Source organism: Desulfofundulus luciae (genome assembly GCF_030813795.1).
GTDB lineage: Bacteria > Bacillota > Desulfotomaculia > Desulfotomaculales > Desulfovirgulaceae > Desulfofundulus > Desulfofundulus luciae.
Window position 1 is genome coordinate 13,694 of the sequence record NZ_JAUSUX010000018.1, and the last position, 14,831, is coordinate 28,524.

The 14,831-nt window shown below is 55.7% G+C and carries 16 protein-coding genes; 5 read left to right on the forward strand and 11 right to left on the reverse strand.

All coding sequences use genetic code 11. The annotated features are described in order from the left end of the window. Positions 1 to 173: 173 nt before the first annotated feature. The 9 genes from alaS to J2Z49_RS10615 all read right to left on the reverse strand — a co-directional run bounded on the left by alaS (position 174) and on the right by J2Z49_RS10615 (position 9,179). Entirely contained in the window at positions 174 to 2,810 is a 2,637-nt protein-coding gene (gene alaS / locus J2Z49_RS10575; protein ID WP_307402901.1) for an alanine--tRNA ligase, read from the reverse strand. 292 nt (positions 2,811 to 3,102) lie between these two features. Continuing rightward, entirely contained in the window at positions 3,103 to 3,291 is a 189-nt protein-coding gene (locus J2Z49_RS10580) for a YtxH domain-containing protein (RefSeq protein ID WP_121452496.1), read from the reverse strand. A gap of 29 nt (positions 3,292 to 3,320) precedes the next feature. Beyond that, complete coding sequence (locus J2Z49_RS10585; protein WP_013823098.1) at positions 3,321 to 3,494, reverse strand: hypothetical protein; 174 nt, start codon at positions 3,492 to 3,494, stop codon at positions 3,321 to 3,323. Between the two features lie 98 nt (positions 3,495 to 3,592). Next, the gene (gene mnmA / locus J2Z49_RS10590; protein WP_307402903.1) at positions 3,593 to 4,714 is read right to left on the reverse strand and encodes a tRNA 2-thiouridine(34) synthase MnmA; all 1,122 of its coding nucleotides are present in this window, start codon (positions 4,712 to 4,714) and stop codon (positions 3,593 to 3,595) included. Beyond that, entirely contained in the window at positions 4,715 to 5,104 is a 390-nt protein-coding gene (nifU, locus tag J2Z49_RS10595; protein WP_307402905.1) for a Fe-S cluster assembly scaffold protein NifU, read from the reverse strand. A gap of 17 nt (positions 5,105 to 5,121) precedes the next feature. Continuing rightward, entirely contained in the window at positions 5,122 to 6,348 is a 1,227-nt protein-coding gene (gene nifS / locus J2Z49_RS10600) for a cysteine desulfurase NifS (RefSeq protein ID WP_307402907.1), read from the reverse strand. A 26-nt stretch (positions 6,349 to 6,374) separates the two neighbouring features. Then, complete coding sequence (locus tag J2Z49_RS10605) at positions 6,375 to 6,812, reverse strand: RrF2 family transcriptional regulator (protein ID WP_307402909.1); 438 nt, start codon at positions 6,810 to 6,812, stop codon at positions 6,375 to 6,377. A 123-nt stretch (positions 6,813 to 6,935) separates the two neighbouring features. Then, positions 6,936 to 8,222, reverse strand: a complete 1,287-nt coding sequence (locus tag J2Z49_RS10610; RefSeq protein ID WP_307402911.1) for a replication-associated recombination protein A — start codon at positions 8,220 to 8,222, stop codon at positions 6,936 to 6,938. Positions 8,223 to 8,423: 201 nt separating this feature from the next. Then, positions 8,424 to 9,179 (reverse strand): carbonic anhydrase, encoded by a 756-nt coding sequence (locus tag J2Z49_RS10615; protein WP_307402913.1) that lies wholly within the window; start codon positions 9,177 to 9,179, stop codon positions 8,424 to 8,426. Positions 9,180 to 9,633: 454 nt separating this feature from the next. On the opposite strand from J2Z49_RS10615, the gene J2Z49_RS10620 reads away from it, so the two are divergent. The 4 genes from J2Z49_RS10620 to J2Z49_RS10635 all read left to right on the forward strand — a co-directional run bounded on the left by J2Z49_RS10620 (position 9,634) and on the right by J2Z49_RS10635 (position 12,024). Further along, a complete protein-coding gene (locus J2Z49_RS10620) occupies positions 9,634 to 10,401 on the forward strand; it encodes a sulfite exporter TauE/SafE family protein (RefSeq protein ID WP_307402915.1) in 768 nt (255 codons plus the stop codon). Between the two features lie 81 nt (positions 10,402 to 10,482). Beyond that, on the forward strand, positions 10,483 to 10,974 hold the full coding sequence (locus J2Z49_RS10625; protein ID WP_307402916.1) for a DUF3159 domain-containing protein: 492 nt from the start codon (positions 10,483 to 10,485) through the stop codon (positions 10,972 to 10,974). Next, positions 10,971 to 11,276: a hypothetical protein gene (locus J2Z49_RS10630; RefSeq protein ID WP_307402917.1), complete on the forward strand. Its 306-nt coding sequence runs from the start codon at positions 10,971 to 10,973 to the stop codon at positions 11,274 to 11,276. Before J2Z49_RS10625 ends, J2Z49_RS10630 begins: the two co-directional genes overlap by 4 nt. 7 nt (positions 11,277 to 11,283) lie before the next feature. Then, the gene (locus J2Z49_RS10635) at positions 11,284 to 12,024 is read left to right on the forward strand and encodes a phytoene desaturase family protein (protein ID WP_307402919.1); all 741 of its coding nucleotides are present in this window, start codon (positions 11,284 to 11,286) and stop codon (positions 12,022 to 12,024) included. Positions 12,025 to 12,049: 25 nt separating this feature from the next. Here the strand turns inward: J2Z49_RS10635 and J2Z49_RS10640 are convergent, their stop codons facing one another. Both J2Z49_RS10640 and J2Z49_RS10645 read right to left on the reverse strand, forming a co-directional pair. Beyond that, on the reverse strand, positions 12,050 to 13,441 hold the full coding sequence (locus J2Z49_RS10640) for a sensor histidine kinase (RefSeq protein ID WP_307402921.1): 1,392 nt from the start codon (positions 13,439 to 13,441) through the stop codon (positions 12,050 to 12,052). Continuing rightward, entirely contained in the window at positions 13,442 to 14,137 is a 696-nt protein-coding gene (locus J2Z49_RS10645; RefSeq protein ID WP_307402923.1) for a response regulator transcription factor, read from the reverse strand. A gap of 271 nt (positions 14,138 to 14,408) precedes the next feature. Between J2Z49_RS10645 and J2Z49_RS10650 the strand changes: the two genes are divergently transcribed. Continuing rightward, on the forward strand, positions 14,409 to 14,828 hold the full coding sequence (locus J2Z49_RS10650) for a PepSY domain-containing protein (RefSeq protein WP_307402925.1): 420 nt from the start codon (positions 14,409 to 14,411) through the stop codon (positions 14,826 to 14,828). Positions 14,829 to 14,831 lie beyond the last annotated feature (3 nt).

A 14,831-nucleotide genomic window follows, 5' to 3' on the forward strand; every position in this document is an offset into this window, starting at 1 on the left:
CAAAGCCCCCCCTTTTTAAAATATAACCCCGTCTGGGATCTATATTCGTTGGCCCAACCCTTTTTCCTCTATTGTCAAAAAACTACTGTCCTGAAAATAGCATTTGCCTGCCGTTTGCACGCGCTCGCTCCGTTCCCCAGCACTCAGACGAAAAAAAGCGGGTCAAAGCCCGCTTAGTTCTTTAATTGCCCTGCTGCCACGGTGTAGGCTTTTTGCAGCGCCTCCTGGAGACGGGAGGCATCCTTGCCTCCGGCCTGGGCCATATCCGGCCTTCCGCCGCCTCCACCGCCAAGCATGGAGGCCACTTCTTTAACCAGCTTGCCGGCATGTAATCCCCTGGGCAACAGATCTTTCGTCACTGCCGCCACCAGGTTGACCCTTTCCCCTACCGGGCTGGCCAGGAGGATTACCGCCGAACCAAGCCGCTCCCGCAGGAGGTCCACCATTGCCCGCAGGCTGTCCATGTCGGGAGCGCTGGTTTTAGCGGCCAGGAACTTGGCGCCGTCCAGGTCTTTTACCTGCTCCAGCAGCGTCTGCACTTCGTAACGGGCCAGCCGGGCACGCAACCCTTCGCTTTCCCGTTCCAGTTCTTTTACTTCCTTCACCAGGGACTCCACCCGGTGTACCACTTCTGCCGGGGTAGCCCTGACCAGGGACGCGATCTGGGCCAGCTGTTCCTCCCGGGCCCGAACATAACGCAGTGCCCCGGCACCGGTCACCGCCTCCACCCGGCGCAGCCCGGCACCCACACTGCCCTCGCTAATTAATTTAAAAAGCCCAATTTCAGCGGTGGATCTCACATGGGTACCGCCACAAAGTTCCAGGCTGAAGTCCCCCATCTTAACCACGCGGACCTGTTCCCCGTATTTCTCGCCAAAGAGGGCAACCGCCCCCATGGCCTGCGCCTCTTCCAGGGAGGTAATGAAGGTCTGGACCGGGAGATTTTCCAGCACCGCCTGGTTGACCATTTCCTCTATGCGGTGCAGTTCTTCCAGGGACACCGGAGCATAATGAGTAAAGTCAAAGCGCAGGCGGTCAGGTTCCACCAAAGAACCGGCCTGATTCACGTGGGAGCCAAGGACTTCTTTCAAGGCCTTATGGAGCAGGTGGGTCGCCGAGTGATTGCGGGCAGTGTCGCGGCGGCGCTTACCGTCAACCACTACCAGTACGCTGTCATTTTCCTTCAAAATCCCGTTCTGGACTTTGCCCCGGTGAACAATGAGTCCTTCAACAGGACGGGAAACCTCCATCACCTGAACCTCCAGTTCAGGGGCGCTGATCCGGGCGTGGTCTGATACCTGCCCGCCCGATTCAGCGTAACAGGGAGTTACATCCAGGATAAATTCCACTTCCTCACCGGCAACCACCTTGTCCACCGTACGCCCTTCTTTAAGCAAGGCCAGAACCTTACCCCGGGCTTCCAGGGTATCGTAGCCCACAAAACGGGTTTCCCCCAGCTTATCCCGCAGTACTTGATAAAAGGCGTCCTTCTCGGAAAGATATTCCGTTTCCTGGCGCGCGCGGCGGGCCCTTTCCCGCTGCTCCTCCATAGCCCGGGCAAAGGCCTCCTCATCCACGGTTAACCCTTCCTCGGCAGCCATTTCCCGGGTTAACTCCAGGGGAAAACCGTAGGTGTCATAAAGGCGGAAGGCATCCTCTCCCCGGATGACCGTGGAGCCGGCGGCCCTTGCCTCCTGAACCAGGCGGTTCAAAATTTCCGTACCCTGGGCCAGGGTTTCTCCGAAACGTTCCTCCTCACTACGGATTATTTTCAGCACGTGCCCTTGATTGGCCGGCAGTTCGGGATAGGCACCGGCCATCTGTTTGATCACCGCCCCGGCCACCTGGTAAAGGAAGGGTTCGTGCAGTCCCAGCACCCGTCCAAAACGCACCGCCCGGCGCAAAAGCCGCCGGAGCACATAACCCCGCCCCTCGTTGGAAGGCAGGGCCCCGTCGGAGATGGCAAAAGTGACCGCCCGGCAGTGATCGGCAATTACCTTCAGGGCCATGTCTGTTTTGCTGCCGGCACCGTATTTTACGCCCGCCAGGCCGGCAGTAAAGTCCATGATCTCCCGGAACAGGTCGGTATCGAAGTTGCTGGGCACTCCCTGCAGCACGGAAGCTACCCGCTCTAAACCCATACCGGTATCAATACCCTTGCTGGCCAGTGGCGTATAATTCCCGGCTTCATCCCGGAAAAACTGGATAAACACCAGATTCCAGATCTCCAGGTAACGGTCACAGTCGCAGCCCACCCCGCAGCCGGCGGAGCCGCACCCCCGCTCTTCTCCCAGGTCAACGTAGATCTCCGAACAGGGGCCGCAAGGACCAACCCCAATTTCCCAGAAGTTGGTGTCCTTGCCCATGCGCACAATGCGTTCGGCGGGGACACCCACCTCCCGGTGCCAGATGTCAAAGGCCTCATCATCATCCAGGTAAATGGAAATCCACAATTTTTCCTCCGGCAACCCCAAAACCCGGGTGGTGAACTCCCAGGCCCAGGGGATGGCCTTTTCTTTAAAATAATCTCCAAAGGAGAAATTGCCCAGCATCTCAAAGAAGGTATGATGCCGGGCCGTACGGCCAACCGACTCAATATCCGGCGTGCGCAGGCACTTCTGGCAGGTGGCTACCCTCCGCACCTCCGGTTTGGCAGCACCCGTGAAATAAGGCTTAAAGGGAACCATTCCCGCGGCCGTCCATAAAAGACTGGGATCGTTCGTGGGAATCAAGGAAGCGCTGGGCAGAATGCGGTGCCCCCTGGCTTCAAAAAATTTAAGAAATTTTTCCCTGATCTCCTTCCCGGTCACGATACTTTACCTCCCGCTTAAAAAGAAAAACCGCTCTTCGCCGGTGTAAGGAAAGCCCATCATATTTCGGAGTAATTATACAAAAAGTGCCTGTACGGTGTCAAGGGAGGGGCTTTGAACGTTCGTATTAAGATTCAGCAGGTAACTCTGTAGTCGCCTGCTGTTTTGCACACGCAAAGGACAGTCCGGCCTAAAGCCGGGCTTTTTATTTTTATTTTTATTTTTTTTGCTCACACGCATCCACCAGATATCAGGGGCGGTCTCTATAAAAAAAGTGAGGGGTTTCCTCACTTTAGCGGATAATATCGCTGACCCTGCTGGTCACTCCCCGGAGTATCCTTTGGGTCCTGGACCCGGGACGGCTGCTCCGCACAATGCGAAAAATACTCCTCTGCTCCGGTTTTCTTTGTGGGGGGGCCATGAGAATACCGATCACTGCTCCCAGTACACTGCCGGCAATGACACCGCGCCAGAAGCCCATACGCACCACCTTCACCCCCTGGCGAAAAATTAAAGCAGGAATTCGTTATGTGGATCAAAGGCCACCAGGCTGCCATCTTCAGCCAGTTCGTAAATCTGCACACCTTCTTTATTGATGCGGTATTCTACGCAACAATCCCAGCAGTAATACTGGTCCTGGCCCACTTTCCCGGTAGCTTTACCACCACAAACCGGGCAATTCAAATGGCATTCGCCTCCTGTATCATCCTTTACACCTGCATTATGCCCGGCCGGAACAAAAAAAATACGCCGTCACGGCTCGCCATTTGTCGCAACAAACCCTAAATACTGGAAACATCCTGGCCGTTATGTGGGCCAGAGCACCTCCGGGCAATAATCCCACCACCAACCACGTAGTCGCCCTGGTAGTAGACCACCGACTGGCCGGGGGTGATGGCCCGCTGTGGTTTGGCAAAACGAACCAGTACCCGGTCACCATCCAGGGGGCTGATCACCGCCGGTGCCGGGCGGGAATTGTAGCGGATCTGGGCAGATACCTCCATTGGTACGGTCAGCTTTTCAATTAAAATAAAATTATTGTCCTCCGCCACCAGCTCATCCCCCAGGACGGCATCCTCCGGCCCCAGCACAACAGCATTGCGCTCGGGCTCGATGTCCACTACATAGAGCCTTTGCCCCGCGGCGATGCCCAATCCCCGGCGCTGGCCGATGGTATAGAAGGGTATACCCCGGTGCCGGCCAATAACGTTACCCTGGAGATCGAGGAAAGGCCCCGGCTTAATTTCCGCCCCCGTCCGCTCTTTTAAAAAATTATGGTAATCATTATCGGGAATAAAGCAGATTTCCTGGCTTTCAGGCTTTTCCGCCACCGGCAGGTCCCTTTCCGCCGCCATGCGACGCACCTGTTCTTTGGTATAATCCCCTAAAGGCATCAACGTGTGCGCCAGTTGCTCCTGGGTCATGTTGTACAGGACATAGGTCTGGTCCTTGCGGGCATCGGCCGCCCGTTTCAAAACATAACGCCGCCGGTCCTCATCGTAAGTTATCCGGGCATAATGGCCGGTAGCCACATAACTGGCTCCCAGGGAGCGGGCCTTTTGCAGCAGGCTTTCAAACTTAATATAGCGGTTGCAGGCAATGCAGGGGTTGGGTGTCCGCCCCCGGAGGTACTCCGCACAAAAATAGTTTACCACCCTGTCTTCAAAAATTTCACGGAAATTAAGCACGTAATAGGGAATACCCAGCCGGTGGGCCACCCGGCGGGCGTCTTCAACGGCGGCCAGGGAACAACAGCCCACGTGTTCCCCGGCCACCTCTGTGACGCCGGGATCCCAGATTTGCATGGTCACCCCGATTACTTCATAGCCCCTTTCAACCAAAAGGGCGGCGGTGACCGAACTGTCCACGCCGCCGCTCATGGCCACGACAACCCTTGGCTTCATCTAATTCACCTGTTTATCTTCTTTTTTCTTTTTGCTGAGGTAATCCTGGATGGCCGCATGCAGGGCATCAGCGGCCAGGTTGGAACAGTGCATTTTCTGGGGAGGCAGCCCGTCCAGAGCCTCGGCCACCTGCTTGTTGCTCACCTGCATGGCCTCTTCCAGGGTCTTCCCCTTGACCAGTTCGGTTACCATGCTGCTGGTGGCAATGGCCGCCCCGCAACCAAAGGTTTTAAACTTAATATCCTCGATAATATTATCTTTTACTTTAATATAGATTTTCATGATATCCCCGCACACCGGGTTGCCCACCTGGCCCACGCCATCGGCATCGGGAATTTCTCCCACATTGCGGGGATTGGTAAAATGGTCCATTACCTTTTCTGAATACATCGCTTTGGCGACCCCCCTTAAGCACGGCAGGTATGGCTGATCCGGCAACCGTTGCACCGGTCGGAAAGGGCAAATTCTGTCTCCTGATCCAGGGGAGACATGGCCCGTAACCTTTCCACAATCGGCGGCATTACCTCCAGGAAGTAGTCGATATCTTCTTCCGTATTATCCCTGCCCAGGGTTATACGGATGGAACCGTGGGCCACCTCATGGGGGATGCCCATGGCCAGCAAAACGTGGGACGGCTCCAGGGAACCGGAAGTACAGGCGGAACCGCTGGAAGCGGCAATACCCTGCAGGTCCAGGCTTAAAAGCATGGACTCGCCTTCAATAAATTCAAAACAGAAACTGGCATGGTTGGGCAAACGTTTGGTGGGATGGCCCGTTAGACGCACGTGATCTATTTTTTCCGTCACCTCACGAATGAGCCTGTCCCGCAACCTGGTGAGGTAGGCCGCCTCCTGCTCCATATTGGCCATGGCCAGCTCCACCGCCTTGCCCAGGCCAATAATTCCGGGAGTGTTCTCCGTCCCCGCCCGGCGCAGCCGTTCCTGGGCGCCGCCATGGAAGAGGGTCTGTCTCCAGCGGGTACCTTTACGGATGTAAAGGGCGCCAATGCCCTTGGGGCCATAGATCTTGTGTCCGGAGATGGTCAGCAGGTCCACATTTAATTCATCGACATTGACGGGAATTTTACCAAAACTCTGTACCGCATCGGTATGGAACAAAATGCCCCTTTCCCTGGCCAGGCGACCAATTTCGGCAATGGGCATGATGGTACCCACTTCGTTGTTGGCGTGCATAATGGTAATTAAAATGGTCTTGTCGGTAATGGCGGCGGCCACGTCTTCCACGCTGACCATGCCGTACTGGTCTACCGGCAAAATGGTAACGGTAAATCCCTGCTTGCCCAGGGCTTTCACGGTATTGAGGACGGCATGATGTTCCACGGCTGAAGTAATAATGTGGTTGCCGCGGTTGCGGTTGGTATAGGCCACCCCGTGAATGGCCATGTTATCGGCTTCCGTACCGCCGCTGGTGAAAACAATTTCGGCGGGATTGGCACCAATGGCCGCGGCCACCTTTTCCCTGGCTTCTTCCACCGCCTTCCGGGCCTTCTGGCCAAAGTAGTGCAGGCTGGTGGGATTGCCGAAATTATCTTTTAAAAAGCGGCACATTTCCTCCACCACTTCCGGGTGCACGGGAGTGGTGGCACTGTGGTCGAAATAAACTCGACGGGTCATACAGCGTCTAGCCTCCTCTTTTTTGGTCAAAGCTCCCTGGTCTGGCGGATCTTTGCGGCGTCGCGGCACATATCAGCCAGGCTGATGGAATCCAGTACCCCGGCGATACTGTCCCGTACCCGGGCCCAAACAGTACGGCTAATGCAGTAGTCAGCCTGGTCGCATTCTTTCGGGTCCACTTCCTTGACGCATTCCACCGGCGCAATGGGTCCCTCCAGGGCCCGGATTATATCTCCCACCTTAATATTCTCCGGCTCCCGGGCCAGGATATACCCCCCCTGGGCTCCCCTGACACTTTTGACTAAACCGGCCTTGCGGAGCCTGGCAATCAGTTGTTCCAGGTAGTGCTCGGAGAGGCTTTGTCTTTCGGCCACACTCTTTAAAGGTATGGGTTCCGTCCCGTAATGTAGAGCCAGGTCGAACATGGCCTTGAGACCGTAATGGCCCCTGGTGGACAGGCGCAAATCGTCACCTCCCCCGGGTTATGAATCCATGTCCAAATCATACTAAATTACTCGGATTTCATGGGATGATTTTAACATATCTCATCAAGCGGTGTCAATGAAAACCGAGCAAAATACTAAGAATTACTCTTTCTCCTCCCCCTGCCCGGAAGGCTCGTAAAACACCGCACCGGTTAATTCCGGGGGAAGGTACTGCTGGGGCACATGGTGGCCGGGGTAGTCGTGGGGGTATTTGTAGCCCTTCCCGTGACCGAGGGCAGCGGCACCAGGATAACTGGCATCCCGCAGGTGAACGGGCACCGGGTGGGATCTCTCCTTTTCCACCACGGCCATGGCCCGGTCAATGGCCCGGATCACCGAATTGCTCTTGGGCGCCCTGGCGATATACAGGGCGGCCTCGGCCATAATAATGCGGGCCTCCGGCAGTCCCACCCGCTCCACGGCCTGGGCCGCGGCGGTGGCCACCAGGAGGGCCCGGGGATCGGCCAGGCCCACATCCTCGGCGGCATGGATCATCATCCGCCGGCAGATAAAGGCGGGATCTTCCCCGGCATAAATAAGGCGGGCCAGCCAGTAGACGGTGGCCTGGGGATCAGAACCCCGCATGCTTTTAATGAAGGCGGAGACCACATCGTAATGCTCATCTTCCCGGTCGTATTTGAGCACCAGGCGCCCTGAGGCCTGTTCTGCCACCGCCAGGTCAATGCGCCGTATCCCCTCCCCGTCGGGGGGAGTAGTCAGCACCGCCATTTCCAAAAAGTTCAGGGCTGCCCGGGCATCACCGTTGGCCGCCCGGACGAAATGCCGCAATGCTTCCGGCTCAATTTCAACCCGGTACTCCCCGAGGCCCCGTTCCTTATCGGCAAGCGCCCGCTGCAGGATGCGGTAAATGGCTTCATCGGAGAGGGGTTCCAGGCGGTAGAGCTGTGAACGGCTTAACAGGGGTCGGTTGACGGTAAACATGGGGTTTTCCGTGGTGGACCCGATCAAGGTAATCAAGCCGTTTTCCACCGAGGGGAGGAGGGCGTCCTGCTGGGCCTTGTTGAAGCGGTGAATTTCATCTATGAACAGGATTGTTTTTTGACCGTAATAGGCCCGCCGGTCCTTTGCCTCCTGGACCACCCGGCGGATATCGTTTACCCCGGCCATGACCGCGTTGAGACTGACGAAATGTGCCCGGGTCATGCGGGCGATAATACGGGCCAGGGTGGTTTTCCCCGTCCCCGGCGGGCCCCAAAGGATGATGGAACGCAACTGGTCGGCTTCGATGGCCCGGCGCAAGGGCGTGCCCCTGCCCACAACGGCAGCCTGCTCTTCAAATTCATCCAGGGTGGTGGGGCGCATCCGCTCGGCCAGGGGAGCCTCCCGCTCCAGCGTGTGCTCCAGGGACCGGGTAAACAGGTTGTCCATTCAAAACTCACCTCTAACTAGATTATACTAAAGAACCGCCGGCCATACCGCAGAATCCAAGCCCCGGTGAGGAACATTTACTTAAGACTTTTCGAGCGACAAAAAATTATGACACGGTATTTTGGTTACCACATTCTGGTGGATATGAATAAAAGGACCGGTCGTAATGGCCGGTCCTACGATATGTCGGCATCATTTATGTTACTTGGCATCGAAAAATACGACTTCGCCGGAACCAAGGTGGTACTTGGCACCTATAACAGTAAGTTTGCCGCTTTCTTTCAGATGCTTTACGATGGGGCTCTTTTCCAGGTCGGCTATTGCCGCCTTGATATTTTCATCAGTGGCCTTTTCATAAAGGTCGTTGCCGGTGGCCCCTGCGGCTTTTACTTTTTCAACTGACGGTTTAATTTTAGCAACGATCGAGCCAAGGCTTCCGGGGGCTTCCCCGCCGTCAGCGGTTGCCTTGACGGCTCCGCATTTCTCGTGGCCCATTACGACCACCAGGGGAGTGCCGAGGTGCTCAACGGCATACTCAACGCTGCCGATTGCAACCGGGTCGAGTACGTTGCCTGCGACACGGATGACAAACAGGTCACCCAGACCCTGATCGAATATTAACTCCGGCGAGACACGGGAGTCCGAACAGGTGACTACCACGGCGAAGGGTTTCTGACCTTTGACGGCCAGTTCTTCGCGTTTTGTGCTTCCCAGATCTTTGTTAGCTAACTTGCCCGACACAAATCTTTTGTTTCCTTCGATGAGCAGTTGCTTGGCTTCAGAAGCTGATGCCACCACCTCGGGCCTCTTATAGACCGAGGCCTGCTGCGAATCGTTGCTTGCTGCCTTTGACGCAGAGGTCTCAGCCGCTTTTTGTTGGGTGGCACAACCCGGCATTGCTACTATCGCAAGGATAAACAATGCCACCAGGGTAAGACATACTACTTTTCTCCTCAACAAACCTAACCCCCCTAAAAAATTTTTTATTCTTATTTGCTAAAAAATTTCTAATTCCTTCTAATATCAAAATAATTGCCAACATTTTTTAAATAGGTAATGCCCTAACGTCGAATACTGAATTATCTACTACCTCTGCCCCTGGCAAAATTAATTTGCCGGAAGACATTTTTTATGGCTCCTCGCTATTTCGAGTGGGTAGACTAGAATTATATGTTATCAGAAACAATATTTGGGTAATCCGTAGTCAAGACGACTCCCGATAATGTAAGCAATGAGAGTTCTGACGCAATAAAAGCAGGGGATATGTCACAGCACATGGTTTCAATGTGCTCCGGACCAGTCTACTTGATTAACAGATAAATGTATAATATAATATAATACCTCCCGGAGGGGTAAGTATAGGGCAGCGCTGGCGCGCTTATAAAGTGAGATTTTACTGGAGCAGCAAAAAATGATTAGTTTATTGATAGGATTGGCGGCAGGTTTCTTTGGAGGGCTTGTTGGCCTCGGCGGCGGAGTAATAATGATCCCCCTGATGGTGAGCATCCTGAAGATGGGCCAGCATAAGGCCCACGGCACAAGCCTTGTAGCACTCGTCTTCACCGGAATTTCGGGGGCTGTTACCTATGCTTTAAATGGTTCGGTGGATATACTGGCCTCCGTCCTGCTGGCTTCCACTGCCATATTTACCGCCAGGGCAGGAGCGCACTTTGCCAATGCTCTTCCCGAATGGAAGCTCAAAAGGTCTTTCGGCGGGTTTTTAATCCTAGTCTCCCTGCTGTTGCTTTTAAAACCTTACCTGCCCCACGTATGCCGGCATATCACAGGTTGGTTAGAAACTCTTATCCTCTTATTAACAGGTATTTTTACCGGCTTCCTCTCCGGGATGATGGGGGTCGGCGGGGGTACGATAATGGTGCCTTCCATGGTGCTGCTCACCGGCTTCACCCAGTATACCGCGCAGGGCTGTTCCCTCCTCGCCATGGTTCCCGTGGGAACAGCCGGTGCTTATACCCACTGGCGTTTGGGAAATGTCAGCGCAAGTATCCTGCCGGGATTGGTACCGGGCATCCTGATTGGTACATATCTGGGCGGCTCCCTGGCCCATATCCTGTCTGAAGGAGCTTTGCGTATTATATTCTCCGCCGTGCTGATCTGGACGGGTGTAAGATATTTAAGAACACCAAAACCTCAGGCTGGTGAGGTTAATTACAGTTGAACAAGGGGAAAGGAGCGGCTAAGCTCGCTCCTTTTTATTTATAACTGTTAAAGGATATTGCTTTACAGGAGAATGGATACCATGTTGAATAACGGTGATGCTCCCCGCCCGCGGCGGGGGATGATGGGCATCATACTGGCTTTCGTTCCCTGGATTCTGTACTGGAGCTTCCCGGCTCCCTGGGGTTTGACGGGCGGGCTGGCGGGTTCGGCCCTTCTTTTAGCCCGGCAAGTGGGCCGGGGAAAGCCGAAGTTAATGGATGGGGTAACCCTGGCTTTTTTCGTGGCGGCCGGGATCATGAGCTACGGCCTGCACTCCCCCTGGTTTGCCCGCTGGGAGGGAGTACTGGTTTTTGCCGTCCTGGCAGCCATGGCCCTGGTTTCCCTGGCCGTCCGCTCCCCTTTTACCCTCCAGTACGCCCGGGAGGACTGGCCCCAGGAATTCTGGCAAGAACCCCTGTTTGTCCGCACCAACGTACATATCACCCTGGCCTGGGCCCTGGCCTTTTTATACGGCGCCGGGGCGGCCGCTTTTAATACCCTTAACCCCCGGGTATCTATGCTCCCCTGTTGACCCACGCCGGTACGGCTCTGGCCCTGGCGTTTACCATCATCTGGCATGAATATTACTACCCGCGCCGCACCATTGGCCGCATGCTCCGGGAAAAGGAATGCCGCCGCCCCAGGTGGCCAAATCCCGACCTGGCCTCCTGGCAGCATATCAGGCAAATCAAGGCGGGTGAGAATGACCCCCCCGGGCCCGGCCGGGATTCACCCATACCCCTGTCCCTTGTATATAAGGTCCACCCGGAGGACCGTTTTGATGTCATTGTCATTGGCGCAGGCATTGGCGGCCTTACCGCAGCCGCCCGGTGAAGTACGTTTGAATTCACCGGTTGCCAGGATCCTCCTGGCGGAAGGCCGGGCGGCTGGGGTCCGTCTTGAAGACGGGAGCGAATTGCTGGCCCCCGTGGTGATCAGCAACGCCGATCCCCAGCAGACCTTCCTCCGGCCGGTGGGCACCGGGCACCTGCCCGCGGATTATGTGGCCCGGGTGAAGAGCTTACGGCCTTCCCCTTCGGCCTTTGTCCTCTATATGGCTCTGGAGCGGCCATCTGGTTTGCCGGAACGGGTTTTTGTCTTACGGGATCGCCCGCTTCCCCGGGACACCTTTGGCATCGGCAGCTTTCTTCTGGTCAGCAATGCTTCCCTGGACCCCGGAATGGTACCGCCCAACTGCGGGGACCTGACCATGATCACCCTGACCCGGCTGACGGCGGAACATCTGAACTGCATGGCCCGCTCCGACTACCTGGCCTTCAAGGAACAGTTGGCCCGCACCATGCTGGATTACGTGGAAGAGGTGGCCCCCAGGATTCGCAGGTACATCGTGCACGTGGAGGCGGCCACCCCGCGCACCTTTTACCGCTACACATGGAACAGCCAGGGGTGTATCTACGGCCTGGAGCCCGAAGCCGGTCCGAAAGGACCGGTATGGCTGGACCGCAAAACACCCATCCCCGGCCTCTGGCTGGTGGGCGCCTCGGTGGAGCCGGGGCCGGGCATTGAAGGAGTGGTCATTTCCGGCACCTACTGCGCCGATGAGATCTACACCGGGTGTTAATGTAAACGTGAAAATGAAGCTACATTTAGCAACCTGCTTGCTGGAACAACAGGGGCATTACTATAGTAAAACGGCTCCCCTGGCCGGGCCGGCTTTCCACTGAAATGCGCCCCCCGTGAGCTTCCACGATCTCTTTGGCCAGGGGAAGACCCAGTCCGAAGCCCCTGACCTGGCCGCGCGACGGGTCTGCCCGGTAAAAACGGTCGAATATTCTGGGTAAATCTCTCTCGTCAATACCCGGCCCGGTATCAGTAACAGAGATAGCGGCTTCATTTTGAGCCCTATTGATGGTCACAGTTAGCGTTACTTCGCCACCGGGCCGGTTATACTTGATGGCATTGTCCACCAGTGCCCACAGGGCGCGGCGAAGGTAATCTTCGTCGGCAGCCACCACCGCCCGCTCCACGGGACCCAGCTTCACCGTTACATCGTGAGACAACGTCCTGGCCTCCTGTACCGTTTCTTCAGCCAGTTCGTCCAGGGCTACCGGTGCAGGATCAAGAGATGGCCCGGCCTGCATGCGGGCCAGAAGCAACAGGTCATTGACCAGCCTCTCCATAACCCCTACCGCTTTAGCCATGGCCTGGACGGATTCCTCCACCACCGCCGGGTCATCCTTTCCCCACCGGTTCAGCAAATCAGTATAACTCTTAACCACCGTCAGGGGCGTACGCAGATCATGGGAGGCTGCAGCCACAAACTCCTGCTGACTGCGAAACCCCTGCTCCAGCCTGTCCAGCATTTGATTAAAGGTTTCCGCCAGGGTATACAGCTCATCCCTTGGACCGCACAACTTGATTCGGCGGCTGAGGTCAGTTGTGCTGATCTGCCTGGCTGTTCTGATCAGACCATGCACCGGTCTTAAAGCTGCCCGCGTAATTACCCACCCCCCGGCTACGGCCAGCCCCAGCCCCCCCAGGGCCAGCAATCCGAGAACCCCGGCCAGTATCTCCAGAAACATTTTCTCCCTACCCAGCGGACGGGCCACCTGAACCAGTGCACCACCCGTTAGATGTGCTCCGGCCAGGATTACTTCTTGTCCGTTCAACTCGGTCAGGACGGGTGGACCGGCATAACCCGGAGCCAGAACAACATCCCTCAAAGCCCTTGAACTGTTCAATACCCGCCCGTCCGGAGTAGTGATTTGCACCCAGAGTATACCGTTATCGGCTGAAGCCGTTAATTCCGGGTCATCCAGGTCCACATGATTATAATTGCCGTTTTCATCATTAATACCGTTTTCCTGTTCGGGATTGGTCATATTCTGGATTCTTACCACGGCCGCCTGCACTTCCCGAATCGCTTCTGTGAAGAGCAGGTAACGCATCACCCAGAACACAGCCATGCCGCAGATAATTAAGATAGCCATTAAAATTCCGGCGTACCAGAAAGTGAGCCGCCAGGTAATGGAACGCACTTATTTTTCCTCCCGCAGCGTGTAACCCACCCCGCGCACGGTGTGCAACAACCGGGTGGGAAAAGGTTCATCTATTTTAGCCCGCAGATAACGTATGTAAACGTCCACAACATTGGTATTTCCGCAATAATCAAATCCCCAGACCCGGTTTAAAATGGTCTCCCGGCTCAAAACGAGCCCGGCATTCTCGGCCAGGTAGGCCAGCAGGTCAAATTCCCGCCTGGTCAGGGGAATGATCTGGCCGCTCCTGGTTACCTGTCGCGTACCCCGGCGAATGACCAGGTCGCCTATGACCAGTTTGTCCCCCTCCTGCCGTGCTGTACCCGCACGGCGCAGCTTTGCCCGGATCCTGGCCAGCAGTTCCTCCACCGCGAAGGGCTTGGTAATGTAATCATCTGCTCCTGTATCCAGACCCTTCACTTTGTCCAGCGTGGCATCCCGGGCCGTAAGCATGATGATGGGTACGTCCGCCTGTTCCCGAATCCGGCGGCAAACCTCAAAACCGTCCAATCCCGGCAACATCAGGTCCAGAAGGACCAGGTCCCATCCTGCCTCACCGATCCTGCCCAGTGCCTCATAGCCGTTTTGGGCCGTTTCCACCTGGTAACCCTCGTGGTTCAGTTCCAGTTGAAGAAAACGGGCCAGACTGGCCTCATCTTCCACCACCAGGATGCGCGGCTTAACCTTCTCATCCATGGCATAATCACCCCGATTATTCTACCAGTAATAGATTAAAGAATCCTTAGAACCTATTCTAATCCATTTTTAAGATAAGTTTAATGGATTTCCAATGTAAAGGGGTTAAATTGTTTACAGACCGGAAAATGATTCTGGCAATAAAAAGAAAGGAGGGAATAGGTCATGGCCGGCGCACCAGGAGGATAAAAAGGACCTCAACAAGAGGAACTGGAAGCAAAACAATAACAGAAGGGCCATAACTATTAATTATTTTCAGGGGGAATTCCAGATGAATAAGAAATTAATGGCTTACCTGGCTTCCGGCATCCTGCTCCTGGGAGCAGCCGCCGGCCTGGGCACCTATCAGGCCCGGACGGCGCAGGCGGCAACTACGGCGGTTCAAGCCACCGCACCGGCGGCCGCCGCAACTCAAATAGACACCCGGCAACAGCAGCAGCAACGGGATTTGCAAAATCCATCCTATACCGCCTCCATCCGCACGGCAAATCCACAGAACGCCGGCGAAAAAAAGGGCCAGGACAACGAAGCGGCGGAAAGCAGTTCCCTGCAGTCGCTGGCAAAAATTACCCCTGCACAGGCCAGGGCCAGCGCTTTACAGGCGGTACCCGGCAAAGTAATCAAGGTGTCCCTGGACAATGAAAACGGCAATGTGGTATACAGCGTGGAAGTACAAACGTCACCATTATAGGGT